Raw genomic sequence first — 19,930 nt, forward strand, 5'->3', positions numbered from 1 at the left:
TAAAACCCTGATATATAAAATCAACAAGTATGTCTTGGATTTTTTTGCTCTAAACTATCCCATGGCAGAGCGCCAGGTGCTCCGTGAGTTTTATCTTTATAATTCCGTTTGGCTCTATCTACATAGGTTGGATATATCAATCCAAATAATTTATTTTGCTGCATCCTGGTAATTTCACCTATAGACTCTCGATTAGAAAGGACAAAATTCATTGCAGCACTTCCTTTCAAACCTGCGGCCATCGAAATTTTGTTGGCTTTATCTGAATCAATTCCTGATGCAACCATATCACTATACACCGAATCTTTACTTCTCCCCCCATATCATACCCTCGACCAAGGGTCACACCTGAGAGATCATTTCCAGTCCAATGAATTCGGCGGCTGAAGTAGCGGTTTCCCGTAATATCATTACCTTCAGCATCGAAAGTAACTTGTCCCTTATCTACTTTGAGCCATTTCAGAGCCATTCCGTCTTCACTTTCACCCAAAGCATCTAAAAGCACCACCGGATGCATATGCCAGACTTCCGGCCCCACTGCCACGCCCATCTCCGACACAAACTTCATCCACGTCATTTTATCCAGAAACGCTTCCAGATACGTTTTCCACAACGGCGCATCCGTGGTTAACGTATCCAGATAGGTCTTCCATAGTTGATCGTCCTTGCCGTAGTACCATTCACTGGCATGCTTCGCAATCACACGGTACAGATAGTCACGGTAGAAAACATTGTGAATCACGTGAGTTTAGGCACCATATTTTTTAATCAAGTATTCTTTTATGGAGTTCGCATTTTTATATTTAAATGGAGATTCATTTGTATTACACCCTGATAAATTAGAATCTTTATCTAAGGTAGTATTCAAACGTAGATGCCCTGTTTCATCATATGTATATCCATATATTTTATAATAATCACCTTCGTCTATACCCCCTCCCCAGGAGACCAGACTAATAACATTCATTTCTGAACTAATATTCATAAAAAATACGGTGCGAACCGAAGGCGACTTGTTGTCATGGTTTTTTATTGTATCGACAACACGTTCACCATCCGCATCTTCACGAATAAGATTTAAAGAATCATCTCTGATATATTTAATCACTGTATCATTAATGCCTTTTAAAACAAAAGGCCCCTGCTGTATAGCTTCGAAGTTTACAATGTAGTCCTTTTTAGTTGTCGAATCATTTTTTAAATGACCGCCTGAACGTTTACAAACCGCACTATTTAAGCTGACTGGATCAACCCATTTTTTACTCATGCGACTATAGGATTTTGCAAAAACGATATTTAATTCTCCATCTAGCACATATATGTTATCAAATAACAAGGGCCCATCATTAGAGGATGAATCCATGTTTAATCTGACTCCATAAGCCTTTCCCCATTGACAAGAAAAAGTATAGTATTGTTTTATTTCAGCATTATTGGAATTACCTTCAAGCCCCACGTCTATTTTTTTACTTTTATTATCATTTTGCACTTGCAATAAAAAATATTTCACATCCTCAACTTGATCAGATGATGATAATTTGAAATCTGTTGCATGTGATAATTTTGTGGAAAAAACAAATATCAATGCCAATATTTTAAAATATCTCATCAAAAACACCCTCTTGCAGAAATCTTATTAAATTATTATGTCTATCCACATAGTGATTATCATGAAGATTAACAATTCGCGTTATTGAATCCGACACCGCTCTACCAACCCCATTATCAGCTCTACTGTATAAATTATTCTGAACCCAAAAGTACAAAGCAGACCTTGCCGCATAAACAGTTTCAACTAAAAAATCTGGATTGGTTTCAAAATCAATACTTTCACCCCAAACTCTTTCGTGATAATTTGTAAAAGATCTATAGTTATTCTTGAAGGTTAACTGTTTCATTCCTCTTCCACGATATCGCCATCCATCTCCACTTGCAATATCAGCATTCCCCTCTCGCCCACCATATGCCCTGTTCGCAATACTTTGTTTATTTGCTGCTTGCCTTCCCGGAATAAAGCCATCCGCTTGAGCATCTTGAGGGTGATTACGATAATATGCGAATTTATCTATAAGCACTTGTGGCCTGTAGTTAAAACCCTCATTCAAATTAAAAGCAGGCCCTACTTCTTGATATATTTGAGCGAAAAAATGATATAGTCTATTTTTAGTATTAATATTACACATATCAAATTTATTTGAAAATTCTTCAGCAACAACATCAAGGACAGAGTCAGAAACATTTCTCCGGTCAGACCAAATTCTCCTGAGCATCTCTCGTGTAATTTTGGTTTTCCCTTTCTTTATAGCGTTTAAAAATACAATTGGATGCATATGCCAGACTTCCGGCCCCAGCACCACACCCTTTTCCGACACTGCTTTCATCCACGTCATTTTATCCAGAAACGCTTCCAGATATGTTTTCCACAACGGCGCATCCGTGGTTAACGTATCCAGATAGGTCTTCCATAGTTGATCGTCCTTGCCGTAGTACCATTCACTGGCATGCTTTGCTATCACCCGGTACAGATGATCACGGTAGGAAACATTGTGAATCGCCTGAAGGTACTCCTGCTCCGAGTAATACCCATCCTGGTTACTGTCAATCAACTCCAGCAGGCGCTTGTAGTTGTACTTATTGAGTGCGTGGGTGGTCCGGGTTTCATCCTGTGCCGCTTTATACAACTGCTCCAGAATCCCCTTCACCACGTTATCCGGTTGTTTTATGCCATCAATCAGGTCAAAACTCTCCGGTGCCTTATTCAGCGTCACAAACCCGAGCTCGCCTAACGCATACTGCGACACTTTCTGAACACTGGTGGCAGATAGCCAACCACCTTCCTGACGTATCTGAAAATAAGCCGCATCCCGGTTATTTGTCAGTGCGTTCCCCTCAGCATCGGCACCCGGCACTTTTGCAAGCGTAACAATACCCGATATCTTTGTTTTACGACTGCCCGCAACCATCCCCTGCTCACCCTTTTCAAACAACGGTGCATCGGCTTGCCACGTCAGATAAACCGGATTATCTTCCCCCACCCTTCCTGGATTGGTGATGAATTTCTCCATATCATCCATGCTCAGGCATTCTATATGTACCTGGTAGCGCGAGCGTTTGCCATTTTCTTCCGGTAGCTGATAAAAACCCATATGCCCGAGACTGTCTCCGGCATTGATCGGTACAGGCTCTGAAGGTGCATACACATCATTAAAAACGGGTCCACTACCGGATGCTGCCGGTGCAACAGGCGTCAGACTGTCGCCGTCTGATACTAACCATACCCGGTCGCCCTTTTTCAACTTATCCTTATCCCGGCCCAGAGTGACCAGACTGAATGTTCTTGCTGCATCGCCTGGATTCTTACCTGGACGGATGACCTGCTGTGCGGTATTACCGGGCTCGTATGAAAGCGGAAAATCGGCTACCAGGCTGCCTGCATTTTTATATTGGAGAACATCGTCACTGCTCAGATAGTACGCCCAGTTTGTACGCGAAGTGCAGTTCACAACACCTTCTGACTCATTAGTGTAAGCCGGAGAACATTTTGCCCACCAGGACGGAACAGGCACCGATTCTGTTGCTTTCAGATACCCCTGGTCTGATACCGTCCAGATTCGGGTGCCTGCGGCAAGTGTTTCTCCTGCTGTATTCTTCGTCTCACGGGTAATGGTTACTTCGGTAAACTGACGCTGGTCGCTGCTGCGGGTCACAATAGTGTCACTCAGCGTGACTACGGTGTCTTTCCCCAGTTTTCCGGCTACGCGCCCTGCCTGCAAATCTTCCGCACTGGAGTAATAGCGCTGAACGCCAGCCACTTTTCTGTCCGCCAGGCTGCCCTGTTGTTTATAAGCAGCATAAGGCGCCAGATTCATATACAGAGTGAAAAATGTCAGTCCGCTCTCTTCTGTATCACCCGGCTGGATATAATGTTTCACCAGCACAAATGAGGTCGAAAGGAACAATTTTTCACCGCGCCATTCAATCGCAGCACTCTCATAGTCCTTACTGACGCGCCAGGCAACTATCTCACCGTCCGCCATACAACGAATAAATTGTTCCCCTTTATAGAGCTCGCGACAATATTCATTCTCAGCTCCACTGTCAGTACTCAGGGCGCACCAGGGAATAGTGGCATCAGTAATATGGATCCCCCCATGCCACATTCCCTGACTTCCCACCAGATACAATCCTGAGCTTTCCCCTCCGATCATCGATAACAACTCTTCCACAGAGGAAAAGGGATGACCATTTTTGTTTGAGGGCACGGGAAAGCTGATTTTGGGCATCTTTGCAGTCATAACTAACCTTCCTTGTTATTCACTCGTCCATTTGGCGGAGTTTTTAGTTGTGACCGTGACGTTCGTCACTTTAAAGTCCGGTGTATCCATCTGCTGGCTGGCACCGGTCCCCGGCACCAGGTAACTAGCCACTTTCATTATCATCATCCCTTCAGAGCCATGCTCAATACCGTTCTTATTCAGGCGCAGATAAGAACCACCACCGTTAAGCGTCAGTGTTTCAGGCGTGCTGATAATAATTTCGTCTTCACTACTGGTCACCGTCAGCTGCTTTTCAGAAAACAGGGCCATCGTGTTGTGCTGAGCCTGAATCTCGATGTCACCCTGGTTGGCAACCAGCTTCGCCCCGTCTTTATGCACAAACAGACCAAGCGCTTTTTCAACGCTCACGGACAAATTTTTCATCGCACCGACATCAAGATGCTGCCCTGCATTGATCATGGTATTGCGGGTACTGCTGAGCTGAAGGTGTTCACCTGAGGTAAATGCCACGCCCTGTGGAGCACTCCCCAGCAGGACCGCAGACTGAAGGTCTTTGATTTTGTCGGTCACGAGACTAATCTGGGTATTGATGTCGCAGACCAGTGCTCCGGCGGCTTCAGCAGCGCTGTTCAGCGCCTGCATCTGGCTGTTGGCCTGGTTAATCTGGTTAATCGCAGGCGCCATTTCCAGTACCGGTCCCTGGGCTTTGGCCTGGGCATCCGCCGTCAGGAACAGCCCTTTTGCCGCACGTACAGCGCCATGTTCATCCGTTCGCAGTTCAAAACCGGCCCCGCGCTTTTCACGCTGGCTGTTGACCAGGTATCCCATGTTCAGCTGCGTTTTGCCATATTCCGTTGCGAGCTTGATATGCTCTTCCTGGCGCTTATCCTCCATCCGCAACTTATTGTTCGCCGGAGTGCGCCAGACGTTCCGCGTATGATTGTCACTGGTGACATGGTCCGGATGTTCTGAATCATGCAGGGCATAAGCGATGTAGGGACGATCCGGGTCTCCGCCGTCAAATACGATGGCCACTTCCGTTCCGTCGATAAGCGGGGAGTGGAATCCGTAGGTATCACCGGCATAGGGTTTTGCCAGCCGAAGCCACAAATAGGCATAGCCCTGTTCCGGACTGTTGCGGTCGAAGTCCAGTTTCACCCGGTAGCGCCCTTCCGGGTCGAGCCAGGAGTAGGTATCGCCTTTCTGAGTGCTTTCCACCCGGGCCGGAAGCGAGCCGGATATGACCGGGCGATTAAGTAATGCCGGACGCCAGCAGACGGTTTCGCTATAGGGGATGCCCTCAAACGTCAGCGTAAAGCTACTTTTGCGTGAACCGCTGGTGCGTACCGTGGTGATGACGATACCGCCTTTTACGGCATCGGCTAATGAGCCGTCCGTTTCCAGTACCTGACCCGGTGCCAGATGAGGGCTGGAGGAATGACCTTTGACGTGATACTGCGCGTTCAGAATGCGTTCGTGACGCAGACGGGCGAAGTATGCCCCGGTCTCTGTACTTTCAGCGTCACCTGCTGTCAGGAAAGGCTCCGCATAATGGTATGTTTCCCCGGTGGTGATCCCCTCTTTGCTGAAAATACTTTCGGCGCTGTCCTGAGGCGTCAGTGCATCATGGTAGTTGTAGTCACGAGTGGCCACACTTCCGCTTACCACGTTATATGAGGTCTGAATATCCCAGATGCTCTCCTGCCCGCTGTCACTCATCCCTGCCTGGTTGCGTAATGGCAGCGTGACACCAAATTCATACTGCTGCTGGCTGTCCTGAAAAATCACCACGTCCTGCTCAAGACGGCTGTCCATTTCATAGCGCCAGTAAATGCCCACCTCCGCCAGCAGGCGCTGGATAAATGCCAGATCGGTTTCCCGCCACTGGGTAATGAGTTCGCGGGCCGGATAGTCACGAGACAGATGGAACTCAAAATCAGGACCTTCAAGTCCGTGCTTACGCAATACCCGTTCAACCACTTCTGTAACTGACTGATTGAGGTAGATTTCGCTCCCTTTCGTATAGTCCAGAAGGGCGATACGTGGAACGATCGTCAGAGCGTAACGGGTCTCATCATTCGAGGTGGACACGCGCCGAAATGACTTAACCACGCCGAATATCGTCCGGACCGGCAGCGCTGGTGTCCCGTCAAACACGGGTGTCTGGAAAGTAAATGACGCCGGTTTCAGCAGTAACGTGTCGCAGGCGATATCCGCAGAGGTGCAGGTCACCGCCACGTCATACCGCCAGGGCTGGCTGAGTGACTCCACCGCACTGAAGCACAGCACATCCAGAAACTCAGTGCAGCCATGCACGTCAACGCGATAGCGTGACTGGCCCAGCAGTTGTTGTATCTGGCTGTTTGCCTTGCTTATTAAAGAATCGGTCATGACGCCACCACTTCTGTGTTTTCATCGAAGGCCAGCACAATGCCCTCTTCATCATCCCAGGTCAGCTGTAGCGAGGAAGGCTTTTGTTTTGCTGCCATATGGCTTAGTAACTGCTGGCTCAGAACCGGCAGGATCTGCTGATTAAGCAGGCTATCCACGTTGCGGGCTCCGGTGTCCGGCAGCAGACACGCTGTCGTCAGCGTGTCGATGAGGCTTTCATCAATGTGAGTGGAAATACCGTAGTGCCGTTGCAGGCGTGTGCTCACCTGTGCCAGCTTCATATCGACGATGGTACGCATGGCATCTATTGCCAGTGGGCGGTATATCACCGTCTGGAAGCGAGCCAGCAGCGCGGGCTGGAAGTGATCGCGCAGGATCGGACGTAACAACTCGTGCAGATCGCTCTCAGTGGCTTCTGGTTGTTCTTCCAGCAACTGCATCAGCGGGTCACTGCCCAGGTTGGAGGTCATCAGGATCACGGTATTGCGGAAATCAATTTCACGCCCTTCCCCGTCGCGCATAAAGCCCCGGTCAAACACCTGATAAAACAGGTTCATCACATCCCGGTGTGCTTTCTCCACTTCATCCAGCAGCACCACGCTGTAGGGCCGCTTGCGCACAGCCTCGGTGAGAATGCCGCCCTGGCCGTATCCTACATACCCCGGTGGAGAGCCTTTCAGTTGCGAAACGGTGTGCGGCTCCTGGTATTCCGACAGGTTGATAGTAATGAGCGATTTTTCACCGCCATACATAACGTCAGCCAGCGCCAGTGCGGTTTCTGTTTTACCCACTCCGCTTGGACCCACCAGTAAAAACACACCCTGCGGACCGTTTTCCGGCGTCAGTCCGGTTTTTGACGCTCTCAGGCGCTGGGCAATGGCATTCAGTGCAGGACTCTGGCCAACTACACGGGTTGCCAGCTGTTCTTCAAGCGTCAGTAATTCGGTTTGCTCGTCCTTCATCAGCGACGAGAGAGGAACCCCTGTCCAGTCGGCGATCACGGTCGCGACGGTGCGGACATCAACATCCAGACCCAGCAGTGGACTGTTATTCTGAATCTGAGAAAGCTCGTGCTGAAGGGCGGAGAGTTCCTCCTGGCGGCTGATGTCTTCACGGCAGGCTTTCAGCGAGTCGGTGAGCTGCTTCTCGGTCTCATACTGTGACTGAAGGGCCATTTTTTGCTGACTGAGCGCCTGGGTCCGTTGTTCAATCTGCGGCAGACGACTGGCATCAACACTGTTACCCAGCGAAATATCTTCCAGTAACTCCTGCTGCTCCATGCCAAGCGCAGTCAGTTCAGCCTGCAACCGGGTAAGCTGTTCCGGCAGCGTGTCCAGGCTCATCCGCACCCGGGCCGCTGCGGTATCCAGCAGGTCCACTGCTTTATCTGGCAACTGGCGTCCGGTCAGATAACGACGGGACAACGTCACCGCTGCGCGGACGGCATCGCCGGTAATATGTACACCGTGGTGTTCGGCATAGCGTGATTTCAGGCCACGCAGCATCAGGCAGGCGGTGTCATCATCGGGCTCATCAACCTTGACCATCTGGAACCGGCGCTCCAGGGCTGCGTCACGTTCGAAGTACTGCTTGTATTCACTCCAGGTTGTGGCAGCAATGGTTCGCAGTTCACCGCGAGCCAGTGCAGGTTTCAGCAGGTTGGCTGCATCTGCCCCGCCCGCCTGATTACCGGCACCAATGATGGTGTGTGCTTCATCGATAAAGAGCAGCACCGGCACCGGGGAGTGCTGGACGGCGTCGATGATATTCTTCAGGCGCTGCTCAAATTCACCCTTTACACCTGCCCCCGCCTGAAGCAAGCCCAGATCCAGTGTCCTGACGATGACAGGCTTAAGACTTTCGGGCACATTACCTTCAGCGATACGCAGCGCCAGTCCTTCAACCAGGGCCGTTTTACCCACGCCGGGTTCACCGACCAGGATCGGGTTGTTCTTACGGCGTCTGGAGAGAATGTCCACCATCTGACGGATTTCGTTATCACGTCCAAAGACCGGGTCAATCTTTCCTTCCCGGGCACGGGCGGTCACATCGACCGTAAAGCGATTGAGAACGGACTCTTCCTGTGAAACGGCAGGCTGCGCACTTCCTCCTTCAGCCTGGTGTTGTGCTTCATGCTGTAACGGTGCGGCCCGCCCAATAATGCTGACATTGCAAGGCTTCTCACTGAGCACAACGTCATGCCGCTCATCCGACTGGGCTTCCAGCAAGGGACGTAACCTTTCCAGCTGGCTGGTGGTCAGCGTCATCAAAGGCCAGAGGCCATCACAGCGTGTCAGCCCGGACGTTTCAACCATGGCCGCGAGCAAATGTACGCTGCGGATCTGCTCATCTCCGGCAAGCGTGGCGGCAAGCCAGGCCTGTTTCAGCAGGGTCTGGAGAGACGCTGAGAGCTCCGGTCGGGTGCGGACAGAACGTGGCTGTGCATCCAGCCAGCTCAGGAGTGACTGCCAGACGGTATCCATATCCCATTCATAACGGCGGGCGAGAACGGTCAGATCACCTTCGCCCTGCTCCAGTAATTTTAACAACCAGTGCTCAGGTGTGATTTCTGCATGCGCACGGGTCTGGCATAAAGAGGCTGCACCTTCCAGCGCTCTGGCGCAGTAAGGGTTAAGTCGTCGTAACAGGACTGCTGAATGATGTTCCATGTCGTTCCCTCGTATTCAGGCACGCTACCGCCCCTGGCCGTCAACCGATGCCCATAAGGTTCATGCCGATAAATGGTCAAACTGCTCTGCAAAGCGTCCGTCTGGCAGGCGCTGTGCGGAACAAAATAAAAGGCGGACAGAGGGAAACTGTCCGCCTGGTTTTTACGCGGTGGTTCTTTCGTTCCAGGAATCGGAATGAATGATGTTGCCGTCTTTGTAGGTCCAGGTGATTTTTTCGTAGCGCAGTTCGATCTGCTCAAGGTGGTTATGCTTCTCGAAAGCCGCATCCTTGATGTCGTGCATTTTTGGTGCAACTTTCACCAGCTTGACGTTTTCCAGTTTGGTGTTGAAATACTCAACTTCCTGACCGGCATCGTTGATCTTGTACCACTTGAACTCAGCAGACTTCAGGGTCTGGCCCGTGGTCACGGCTTTGTACAGATACGGGCTGGAAGAGTCGATTTCCTTGGTAAACAGGAACGGCGTGTGAATGCGGGTTCCGGTCAGCTTTCCAGTGTTGTTATCAGTCGGGATATACAGTGTGTGTTCCTGAGCAACAACTTCGATGCTTCCTTCGCGATCTTTCACATCTACAGAGCCCTTGATGTCAGCGCCGCCATCGTCTTTCAGCCACAGATAAACTGGGATTGCCATGTTTACTTCTCCATTTCTTGAGTTGAAACGTCACGTACATCCTGTGACGCATGTTTTGCGCCTGGCAGACGACAGGCGTCAGCCTGCGGTACCAGACTGATCTCGACACGCCGGTTATGCGCACGGCCATCAGGCGTATCGTTTGAAGCAATCGGTCGGCTGTTGCCGTAGCCCTGAACGGCAAAGCAACTCTCCGGGACGTCCCCGGTATCACGCATCCAGTTACGGACGGCTTCAGCGCGTTGTAAAGACAAGGTCTGATTGAGCTGTATGCTACCGGTATTGTCTGTGTGGCCGCTGACCACGATCAGCCAGCCCGGTTTGGCTTTGATCCCCACCAGCGCGTTGACGAGTATTTTGGTTGACCCCTCTTTGAGCGCTGATTTGCCGGAATCGAAAAGCGACATGCTATCGAGACGAACTATTTTCGGGACCGGTTTTGGTTCAGGGGCAGGTGGAGGTGTCCAGGTATCAATGGCCTGCTGCAAGGCCAGCCACAGGCGTTGTCCCGGGTAATAGCCCAGGCTGTAACGTAAAGGCTCTCCCTGCCGTTGCCAGCGTTCAAGCAGAAGTGCATCCTGTTTCAGAGCAGCCAGCGAGTCCGCTTTAGGACGGTAGTGATTCATCGGGATCGCGTTCCAGCGCTGTAAATCGGCACTCACCTGACGGATGAGGTCACGATTATTGAGCGCGGAAATACCCAATGCGGTCAGCGCGCACAGCCACATCAGCAGCACCAGGCGGCGGGTACGCTGCCCCCCCTGAACGGTTGATGCAAAAGGTGCCAGAAGTGGCAGAACGGCATCCGGGAAAAGGGTTGCCAGAACTGACTGACCGGGCTGGAGAGAAAACTGCAAGCAGGTCCGGGCACAAAGCCAGGTGGACCAGACTGACTGAGCCTCAGGATTGACCACGCCGAGGCGCATGGCCACGGAAAAAACACGTACAGGCGGCGTTAGCCGGTCCGGTTTCTCCAGCTCATCAGTCAGCGTATTACGGATAAAGGAAAATGCCTGGCTGACAGTTGGCAGTAGCAGGATATTGTCTTCCGCCTGCTGCCAGTCAATAAACGCCTGAGGCGAATCATTAACCGGACAGACTATCGGCTTGTCACCGCGAACGATGATCCACGGCGTTTCGGGCCCGGAAAATTCGGCATTCACCACCACCGGCAGTGTGAAACCCGTCAGGGATTTAATTTGTTTACACTGCTGGCGGAGCGTTTTCAGTGTGGAGCGCAGTACCGCTTCATCCTGATGTTCATCTGGCAGGCAGCGATACATCACCGAAAGCTGACCAACCTGCCGAGGGAATTGTTTCTGTATGCTGCGGACAACGTCAGTTAACCGGCTGACGTCACCGGCCCGAAGCCACCATCCCTGGGCTGTTTTACGCAGAGGGCCTCCCTGGAACAACGCTTCCAGCATGTCACCACACACCAGTACAACGGGGCTCTGGGTGTCGAGTAATGGCAGTTCAGCAGCCGGGAGGGTAACGTCAGATGTGTGCTCTTCACTCCGACAGTTTTTAAAAACAGTCCAGCCTGCCAGAAGGAGGATCAGCAGAGTGGCCAGGCCTTTAAAAACGTTGCCTGTCGGGATGAAATACCACAGCAACCACAGCAACGTGGCAACGGCTACCAGGGCGTGGAGGACGACCGGAATGATGACTGTTCTACGCATTAGCCATGCAGCTCCGGTATTTGTGCCGACAACAATGACTGGAGCCAGAGGTGACCACCCCACCAGATAACGCCGGTAAGAATGACGGCGAGCGCTATCCAGAACCAGACTGAGCGCATCAGACTCCAACGATGTTTCCCCATCCGGTTAACAATCAGAGACAGGTCTGCATCAGGCGGAGAAACCCGTTCAGAAAGGGCTTTCACTACCTCATCACGCTCCGACTGGCTGACCGTTTTCAGGCTGTATAACCCCTGAAAACCCAGCGCTATCACCCGGTGATAGCAGGTTAAAACGGCCGGGTTAGGTGAGGGCTGACGCAGAACCTCTGCAATCCGATCCCACAACGCTTCGCCTGCCCGGAATGAGCCAAAAAAACGGGCCTGAAGCGGCGCTTTACGCCAGGCCACCTGGCCTTCATCAACTTTCGGCTCCTCTCCTTCCTCGCCTTTTTCAGACTTACGGCTCATCACCGTTTCGTCCAGCAAGGCACATTGTGCGTAGGAAATATGCTCCACACTGGCGTCGTCATAGCCGGCACGCTCCAGCGCTTCCCGCACACTTTGAACCTGTTTAACGCATTTGTTGTAAAGCGCAGTGCCATTAAGCGTAACGGCACCTTTTTTAAGCATAGTGACGGTAAGCCAGGTCTCCGCCATCAGTTGGTCGATGTCGATATCCTGTCTCATGAGCGCAATACCGCGAACAGTTCAAGTTCAAGAGCACCAAGCAACTCAGGCACATAGAACATGCATACGCCCTGCTCCTGCATTTCATGCGCAGCGGGGCTTTCCATATCGAGTGCGAAGTACTGGTTTTCCATGCGTACAGGCAACGCTGCCGGGACCCTGCTCACCGGGATCAACGGGATACCCTTAAGTGCCGCACCATAGATCTCGCTAACATCATCAGGTGAACCTGCCTGACAGAGTGCAGGGAATTTCTCGGCGACCTGCCAGGCCGGGATATCGGAGCGCACAGAGAGCCAGAGGTCGGCCTCTTCACGCAGGCGGATATCGTGGAGGTTGGCTTTCCATGTCTGTCCGTCCGGGCGGGACATTTCCAGGGCAATGACCCGGGATGGCAGACTGGCCTCCAGCAAACCCGTGATCAGGTCAAACAGCGGAGGAAACGCATTGGCCGGTTCCTCGTGGTCATAACCCGGAATGGCGTCAAGATCATGATTCAGGGAAAAGGTCAGCATACTGCCTGCCAGACGTGCAAGCTCCGCCCACACCTGTTCAGGTGGCCGGGAAGGAAAACGTTCGTATTCTGTCAGCACTCTGGCGTGAGAATTCAGTGCATTCAGCAACCAGAAAAGGGAAACATCGGCGACGGCAAAATCGGCGAGCCTTTCGTTGCTTTCACGACGCATCGTCATCAGACGCTGGCGCCGGGAGCGTAACTGACGATTGAGTAGCACCAGACGTTCGCGAAGGACAGGGCTTGCGGCAAAAGACGCAACGGGCGGAATAAAGGACGGATCCAGTCGCCATGCATTTTGTCCATCACGGATCAGTCTGGCCACCGGGCACACTTTCCAGGAATCATTGCTTTCATGGGCAAACCGGATGGCGAAATTATACCGGGCAACGGCTATGGATTCTTCTTCGGACCCGAAGGCATCCTGCAACGTCACCCATTCCTCGCGATAGCGGAGCGGGCGGTCTGCGGTAACACCTTCCTGTTCTACGTTGGCAATACCCGGCTGCATGTGAGGCAGTGCGATGACAACGGTTACGGAATCGAGACCTGCCAGCTGGCTGGCATCTAACTCCCGTGGACGTGGAGGCAGATCGCTCCTTTGAGCATCAATCAGCGATCCATCGTCCAGCCAGAGGCGTAGCTGCGTAATCTGGATCAGACCAGACGAAAGAAGGCTGTCATTAAACTCAATCTTTTCTACCCCCCAGGGGAATGGGGATGCTAGCGCTGATGCACCGGCACCGCGAAAAGACTCCCATTCAGCCTGCTGCTGGAACTGTTGAGGGGACAGTAAAGCCCCCTCGTTCCACAGTGGACGATATATTTTCATCCCTGCTCCTGCCCTATGCTTTGGCTTTCGGCATCTGGGATACCAGTGACAGATTGACGTCCATCCCTTCTACCTGGAAGTGCGGCACGGCGTACAGCTTCACGCGGAAGAAGCCCGGGTTATCTTCGATATCTTCCACCACCACTTTCGCATCGCGCAGTGGGTGGGACGCCTGCAGCTCATCGCCGGGATCGGTCATTTCCGTCACCAGACCGCGAACCCAGGTGTTCAGCTCCAGCTCCAGAAGACGACGATCCTTAGTGGTGCCGATGTTTTCGCGCTGAATGAGCTTCAGGTAGTGCGCGATACGCGACAGCAGGAAGATGTAAGGCAGACGGGCGTTGATGCGGCTGTTGGCAGTAGCATCAGCGGTGTCATACGTGGCCGGCTTCTGCGTGGAGTTCGCCGAGAAGAAACAGCTGTAATCGCGATTCTTGTAGTAGGAAAGTGGAATGAAGCCCAGATTCGCGAACTCAAACTCACGGGTTTCCGGGATCATCACTTCAGACGGGATTTTTACCTGATTGCCGGTACCGAGGTCGTACAGATGAATAGGCAGGTCCTGAACGGCGCCACCGGCCTGCGGGCCACGAATTTGTACACACCAGCCGTTGTTAATGAAGCTGCGTACCATGTTGGATGCAAAGGCAAACGAGGCGTTGGTCCACAGGTATTTGTCATGATCCGGACCTTTCACTTCTTCGACGTAGTTGAAGCTACGCACAGGTACGGTATCCGGACCATAAGGCAGGCGCCCCAGTACACGCGGCATGACCAGACCGATATAGCGGGAATCATCCGTCTCGCGGAAGGATTTCCACTTGATGTACTCAGCGCGGTCAAAGTAATTACCGATATCTTTAATGGTCGCCACGTCCTCCATGTTGTCTTTCAGGAAGAATTTCGGGCCGGCAGAACCGATAAACGGCATATGTGCAGCCGCAGACACTTTAGAGATGTTGCGCAGCAGGGCTACATCCTGCGCAGACGCATCAAATTCGTAAGCGGAAATCAGCGCAGCAATCGGCTCGCCACCGGGGGTATCATACTCATCAATATATGAATGTTTATACAGCCCGCTTTGGACGATTTCCGGGCAGTCTTCAAAGTCCTGACGCAGGTCTTCTTTAGACATATCCAGTAGTTCAACTTTCACGTTCTGGCGAAAATCGGTTTTGTCGACAAGAGATTTCACACCGCGCCACAGACTTTCTACCGCCTGAAAGTCTTCATGATGCATAACAGCATCAAGCTGACGGCTGATCTGGTAATCCAGTTCCGCGATATGGTGGTCAATCAGGTTTTTATCGAGTTTCTCAACTTTTGAGCCCGCTTTTGTCAGACATTCCAGGAACACCTTCATGCCGGCAGTTAAACGTTCGTCTGCTGTTGCATCCGACATCGCCTGTGCATCCTGCCAGATATCAAGCGCACTTAGCTCAGAGACAGGGTTAAGATTGATTTTTTCAAACAGGGACGCATATACCCCGCCTGCTGCAGGACGTTCAAGCACTACACTCTCGTTACCCGCGGCATTCTCATTTTTTACAGACATCAACATATTCCTTATTAATCCGTTAAAAGCATATGGCCGTTATGGCTGTTTCGGAGCCAGGGCTGAGAGTTCGGCTCTGAGTTCTGCACTTAATGCAGGGTCGAGAAGAATTTTTTCCAGCTCTTTTCGGAAAGCCTGGTTATCAAGCAGGTTTGCTTTTAAATCGCGAAGCAAGTTGCGCATGGAGAGCATGGCCTTCAGCTGAGGTATTTGCCGCGAAACCTGCTCCGGAGAGAAATCATTAATACTCTGGAATGTCAGATTGATGTTGTCTTCACTGCCATCACCAGCAAGCGTGTTTTTAACGGTAATATTTACGATTGGGGAATATTCGGAAAGTACAGAGTCAAAGTTGTTTTTATTCAGATTAACTTTTCTACGCTCCGATAGTGGTGCAGTCTCCTGACCATTACTGAAGTCTCCCGCCACCAGTAATTTCAGGGGGAGCTCAGTTTTCTTGCTCGCTCCGCCCGTATGCAAATCAAGCTTTAAATTAATACGTGCCTTGGGTATTTCGGACTGAAAAGAAGAGTTAGACATGGCTATCCCTGTTTTATGGAGTTATAAAAACGGTCAATGCCAGTGAGAAATTAATAAGAAAGGCAAACCCAGCCAGAACAACTTCCAGGCTCACGTCATCGGACGAAAATCAAAACCCCGGAATTAAAAGCGGGCACATTCCATTCACCAGCATATCGACATTGTGTTTTTGAGTATTTGTCTGAAATGAAAAAATTTCGGATAAGACCCAATGGCCGGAGTGTAGGAACGTTCCCCGCCCGATCGGAAATCAAAAAATGTAACAAAATATTTCCCATAGAAATCCTGACAGCCAAAGATCATCTTTCTGATTTATAAGAATTTTCTTGCATACCCCTTTAACCCTTATGAAATAAGGGTGTACAGTAAGTGATCAATTTAATTTAGGGGCAACTTTGTATAAAATCTCATCAATCACATGAAATATCTGATTTTGTACTTTTATCAAAAAATGAAAGGCAGAACGTGCCTGCCTGTGTGAAAAATTGGCGACATTTACTGGCCTTCACCATTTTTATTATTTATTTAAATGGGTCTTATTATTTTCATCAGAAAAACAAATATCGCAGGGGATTTTTGCATGCCTCGCCCCAGTACTCGTGATATGTACATCTCAGGTATCGTTCGAGGAGTGGGTACGACCTTGAACAACAACCTGTTCTGTGTAGTTTGAAAAAATTCGGAAGGGTGTCGATCGTTCCGTAAGTTATATGCATAAGGGCGTACCTGTGAAGCTGATTCCCTTAGATCGTGTGGCTACATCCGATAACCATGAAAATGTAACCAGACGACTGAATGCTCTCATTGATGAAAACAGGCATTGCAATCGTTATGAAGATGAGATGTTTGCGATTAACTATTTTGAGAAGGGAACGACTCACGTCATTAAACGACCAGAACGGGTGGATAACCCCAATGACATCATCGCTGGCATTATCCTGGAACACCAGGAGCAAGATGTAACAGATGCCGGTTACTAATCCGTCCGATGAATTCTTAGCCCCACCGACACAAGCCAGACGGCAATGGCATACTGAAAACCGACAAAAACAAAAAACCCAGGTCGCATAACGACCTGGGTTTCAAATTTGGCGGAAGCGTAGAGATTCGAACTCTAGAACCCTTTCGGGTCGCCGGTTTTCAAGACCGGTGCCTTCAACCGCTCGGCCACGCTTCCAAAGTGAGGCGCACTATAAACATCTATTAGCGCCTTGTAAAGCAGGAATTTTTCTATTTTTTTCTGCGGGTGCTATCCATGCCCCTTAAAAGCAAAAAGCCCCGCGATATGACTATCGCAGGGCTTTTATGTCTGGCGGAAGCGCAGAGATTCGAACTCTGGAACCCTTTCGGGTCGCCGGTTTTCAAGACCGGTGCCTTCAACCGCTCGGCCACACTTCCTAAGTGAGGCGAACTATAAACACCTCTCCGCATGCTGTAAAGAGTGACCGCATTCGTTCGCTTTAAAAATAGCCAAAACGCGTTTAATCGGTTGAATAGACAACGTATCGGCCATTTTATCAGCACAAAATTCAGCGTTCATGCTCAGTGTTTTTTGATATACATGTCCCTGGTGAAATAGTACCCCAGCTTGTCCGGCGTGAATCCTCCCACCCACGGTTTGACCAGGTGCGTGCGGACATAGTGATAAACCGGAATGGCAGGCACATCGCGCGCCAGCAAATCTTCCGCCTGCTGATAGAACTTACCGCGCTCTGCCGCTGTTTTGGCTTTCGCGGCGTTCACCAGCGCCTGGTCATACTCCGGATTGCTGTACTGGCTGGTGTTTTCGCTGTCACCGGTACGGAAGTTGTTCAGGAAAGTGGCAGCATCGTCGTAATCGGCAATCCAGGCGTAGCGCACTGCGTCAAAATCGTGGGTATGCATCGTATCGAGCATCGTTTTCCATTCCTGATTTTGCAGCTTCGCCTCCACCCCAAGGTTTTTCTTCCACATCGAACTGGCGGCAATCGCGATGCGCTGGTGCGATTCAGAGGTGTTATAGAGCAGGTTAAAACGCAGCGGATGGCTGGCGTTAAAGCCTGCTTCGGCCAGCAGCTTTTTCGCTTCTTCGATACGTTTATCCATCGGCCAGCTGGCATAGTCCGGATTCTGGAGCGTCACACCGCCAATATCTGGCTGGCTGATAAGCCACGCCGGACGCTGCCCCTGCCCTAATACCTTCCCGGCAATGATCTCTTTATCCAGCGCCATGTTCAGCGCCTTACGTACACGCGCGTCGTTGAATGGCGGCCGGGTGGTGTTGAATTCATAGTAATAGGTGGCAAGCTGCGGGGAGACATCCAGCTGGCTACCCAGGGTTTTCTTGAGCTGGGCAAACTGGTTGATCGGCACCGTATAAACAATATCGATTTCACCTGCTTTAAAACGGTTTACATCCGAGGCCTCGGAGGTGATCGGCAGATAGGTCACTTTATTGATAACGGTATGTGCGTTATCCCAGTAGCGCGGGTTACGCTCCGCCACGATGCGCTCGTTAACCACCCACTGCGACAGTTTATACGCTCCGCTGGTGACGATATGCTCCGGTTTGGTCCACTTATCACCAAACCGGCCAATCAGCACCTTATCCACCGGCACCAGCGACGGATGGGCCAGCATGGCAAGGAATGCGGCATTAGGTTGAGTTAGCGTGACCTCAAGCGTGGTATCGTTAACGGCTTTTACACCCAGCGTATCCGGTGCTTTTTTCCCCTGAGCGATATCAGCGGCGTTAACAATATGCATGTTGCCCGGATAGCTGGCATACGGTGAGGCGGTTTTGGGGTCTGTCAGACGCTGCCAGCTCCAGACCACATCCTGCGCGGTAATCGCGGTGCCGTCACTCCATGTGATGCCTGGACGCAGATGAAAAGTCCAGACGGTGTTGTCTTTGTTCTCCCATTTTTCTGCCAGCCGTGGCTGTATTTCACCAGTTGGAGAAACGCTAACCAGCCCTTCGAAGATATCGCTGATAATATTGAATTCGACATCGCTTTCGACTTTATGCGGGTCGAGTGAGGCCGGTTCATTACCGTTGTTTCTGACCAGTTCCTGTTTATCCGCCAGCTGTGTTCCTGCTGGCACGTTAGCCGCCCAGGTCGCCGTGCTGGCGCACAGGATCCCTGCCGTTAACAAAGAGAGTGTAAAGCGCGTGCGTGCTTGTGGTTTCATTTCCTTCGCCTTATTGTCTGTTTTTTGACGATCCGGAAATAACACTTAGCGCTCAACGTGTAATAACGCAATATTTTTCAGTAACCTATAAGAGCTTGATCTGAATAAATGAAGCAAACCGTTGTTCATTCTGCTGAAAAGGTTTTCTGAAGAATAAACAACCAGCAGTAACGCTAACGTCCTGAGTAAAGATGGGTAAAACCACTTTGAGACTGGCGCGCCGTTTCCTATTCTTTCCGCTAATTACATCTGTCATAAGAGAGTGACTCATGGATCGTATAATTACTTCTTCACGCGACCGCACATCGCTACTCAGTACCCACAAGGTGCTGCGCAATACCTATTTCATGCTCAGCCTGACGTTGGCATTCTCGGCGATGACCGCAACGGCCAGCACCGTGCTGATGCTGCCGTCACCGGGTCTGATCCTGACGCTGGTGGGGATGTATGGTCTAATGTTCCTGACCTACAAAACTGCTGATAAACCGGTGGGTATTCTGTCCGCGTTCGCCTTTACGGGTTTCCTGGGCTATATCCTGGGGCCCATCCTTAACGCCTATCTGTCCGCCGGTATGGGCGACGTGATTGGCATGGCGCTGGGCGGTACCGCGCTGGTGTTCTTCTGCTGTTCGGCCTACGTGCTGACCACCCGTAAGGACATGTCCTTCCTCGGCGGTATGCTGATGGCAGGTATCGTGGTGGTGCTGGTAGGTATGGTGGCAAACATCTTCCTGCAGCTGCCTGCCCTGCACCTGGCGATCAGCGCCGTGTTTATTCTGATTTCATCTGGCGCAATCCTGTATGAAACCAGCAACATCATTCACGGTGGTGAGACGAACTACATCCGCGCCACCGTGAGCCTGTATGTATCGCTGTACAACATCTTTGTCAGCCTGTTGAGCATCCTGGGCTTCGCCAGCCGCGATTAATCAACAATGCTGTGAACCAGAGCCCCG

At 51.0% G+C, this 19,930-nt stretch carries 15 protein-coding genes and 2 tRNA genes; 2 read left to right on the forward strand and 15 right to left on the reverse strand.

Annotation, left to right across the window (positions count from 1 at the left end; genetic code table 11):
* Positions 1-20: 20 nt before the first annotated feature.
* The 12 genes from BJP35_RS24095 to tssB all read right to left on the reverse strand — a co-directional run bounded on the left by BJP35_RS24095 (position 21) and on the right by tssB (position 15,803).
* Positions 21-212: a hypothetical protein gene (locus BJP35_RS24095; protein ID WP_131797432.1), complete on the reverse strand. Its 192-nt coding sequence runs from the start codon at positions 210-212 to the stop codon at positions 21-23.
* A gap of 14 nt (positions 213-226) precedes the next feature.
* On the reverse strand, positions 227-742 hold the full coding sequence (locus tag BJP35_RS24550) for a hypothetical protein (protein WP_047742533.1): 516 nt from the start codon (positions 740-742) through the stop codon (positions 227-229).
* Between the two features lie 6 nt (positions 743-748).
* On the reverse strand, positions 749-1,609 hold the full coding sequence (locus BJP35_RS01430) for a hypothetical protein (protein WP_032681311.1): 861 nt from the start codon (positions 1,607-1,609) through the stop codon (positions 749-751).
* Positions 1,596-4,295, reverse strand: a complete 2,700-nt coding sequence (locus BJP35_RS01435) for a chitinase (protein ID WP_047742530.1) — start codon at positions 4,293-4,295, stop codon at positions 1,596-1,598. The genes BJP35_RS01430 and BJP35_RS01435 overlap by 14 nt, the downstream gene beginning before the upstream one ends.
* Positions 4,296-4,310: 15 nt before the next feature.
* Entirely contained in the window at positions 4,311-6,668 is a 2,358-nt protein-coding gene (locus tag BJP35_RS01440) for a type VI secretion system Vgr family protein (protein WP_047742528.1), read from the reverse strand.
* Positions 6,665-9,337 carry a type VI secretion system ATPase TssH gene (gene tssH, locus BJP35_RS01445; protein ID WP_047742526.1) on the reverse strand — a complete coding sequence of 891 codons (2,673 nt, stop codon included), beginning with the start codon at positions 9,335-9,337 and terminating at the stop codon, positions 6,665-6,667. Before tssH ends, BJP35_RS01440 begins: the two co-directional genes overlap by 4 nt.
* Before the next feature lie 162 nt (positions 9,338-9,499).
* On the reverse strand, positions 9,500-9,991 hold the full coding sequence (locus tag BJP35_RS01450; protein WP_025204522.1) for an Hcp family type VI secretion system effector: 492 nt from the start codon (positions 9,989-9,991) through the stop codon (positions 9,500-9,502).
* A gap of 2 nt (positions 9,992-9,993) precedes the next feature.
* Positions 9,994-11,673 (reverse strand): OmpA family protein, encoded by a 1,680-nt coding sequence (locus BJP35_RS01455; protein ID WP_047742523.1) that lies wholly within the window; start codon positions 11,671-11,673, stop codon positions 9,994-9,996.
* Positions 11,673-12,362 carry a type VI secretion system protein TssL, short form gene (gene tssL, locus BJP35_RS01460; protein ID WP_047742521.1) on the reverse strand — a complete coding sequence of 230 codons (690 nt, stop codon included), beginning with the start codon at positions 12,360-12,362 and terminating at the stop codon, positions 11,673-11,675. Before tssL ends, BJP35_RS01455 begins: the two co-directional genes overlap by 1 nt.
* Complete coding sequence (gene tssK, locus BJP35_RS01465; RefSeq protein ID WP_047742519.1) at positions 12,359-13,708, reverse strand: type VI secretion system baseplate subunit TssK; 1,350 nt, start codon at positions 13,706-13,708, stop codon at positions 12,359-12,361. Before tssK ends, tssL begins: the two co-directional genes overlap by 4 nt.
* Positions 13,709-13,721: 13 nt before the next feature.
* The gene (tssC, locus tag BJP35_RS01470) at positions 13,722-15,269 is read right to left on the reverse strand and encodes a type VI secretion system contractile sheath large subunit (protein WP_047742517.1); all 1,548 of its coding nucleotides are present in this window, start codon (positions 15,267-15,269) and stop codon (positions 13,722-13,724) included.
* A gap of 33 nt (positions 15,270-15,302) precedes the next feature.
* Complete coding sequence (gene tssB, locus BJP35_RS01475) at positions 15,303-15,803, reverse strand: type VI secretion system contractile sheath small subunit (RefSeq protein WP_047742515.1); 501 nt, start codon at positions 15,801-15,803, stop codon at positions 15,303-15,305.
* A 728-nt stretch (positions 15,804-16,531) separates the two neighbouring features.
* Between tssB and BJP35_RS01480 the strand changes: the two genes are divergently transcribed.
* The gene (locus BJP35_RS01480) at positions 16,532-16,783 is read left to right on the forward strand and encodes a DUF4942 domain-containing protein (RefSeq protein ID WP_306298382.1); all 252 of its coding nucleotides are present in this window, start codon (positions 16,532-16,534) and stop codon (positions 16,781-16,783) included.
* A gap of 109 nt (positions 16,784-16,892) precedes the next feature.
* On the opposite strand, the gene BJP35_RS01485 is transcribed toward BJP35_RS01480, so the two are convergent.
* The 3 genes from BJP35_RS01485 to BJP35_RS01495 form a co-directional block, all read right to left on the reverse strand.
* A tRNA-Ser gene (locus BJP35_RS01485) sits at positions 16,893-16,980 on the reverse strand.
* A gap of 133 nt (positions 16,981-17,113) precedes the next feature.
* Positions 17,114-17,201, reverse strand: a tRNA-Ser gene (locus BJP35_RS01490).
* Between the two features lie 144 nt (positions 17,202-17,345).
* On the reverse strand, positions 17,346-18,974 hold the full coding sequence (locus BJP35_RS01495) for an ABC transporter substrate-binding protein (RefSeq protein ID WP_047742512.1): 1,629 nt from the start codon (positions 18,972-18,974) through the stop codon (positions 17,346-17,348).
* Between the two features lie 269 nt (positions 18,975-19,243).
* Here BJP35_RS01495 and yccA point away from each other — a divergent pair, with 269 nt between their 5' ends.
* Entirely contained in the window at positions 19,244-19,903 is a 660-nt protein-coding gene (gene yccA, locus BJP35_RS01505) for an FtsH protease modulator YccA (RefSeq protein WP_014169445.1), read from the forward strand.
* Positions 19,904-19,930 lie beyond the last annotated feature (27 nt).

Origin of the sequence: Enterobacter sp. J49 (assembly GCF_002148625.1) — a bacterium.
GTDB classification, from domain to species: domain Bacteria; phylum Pseudomonadota; class Gammaproteobacteria; order Enterobacterales; family Enterobacteriaceae; genus Enterobacter; species Enterobacter ludwigii.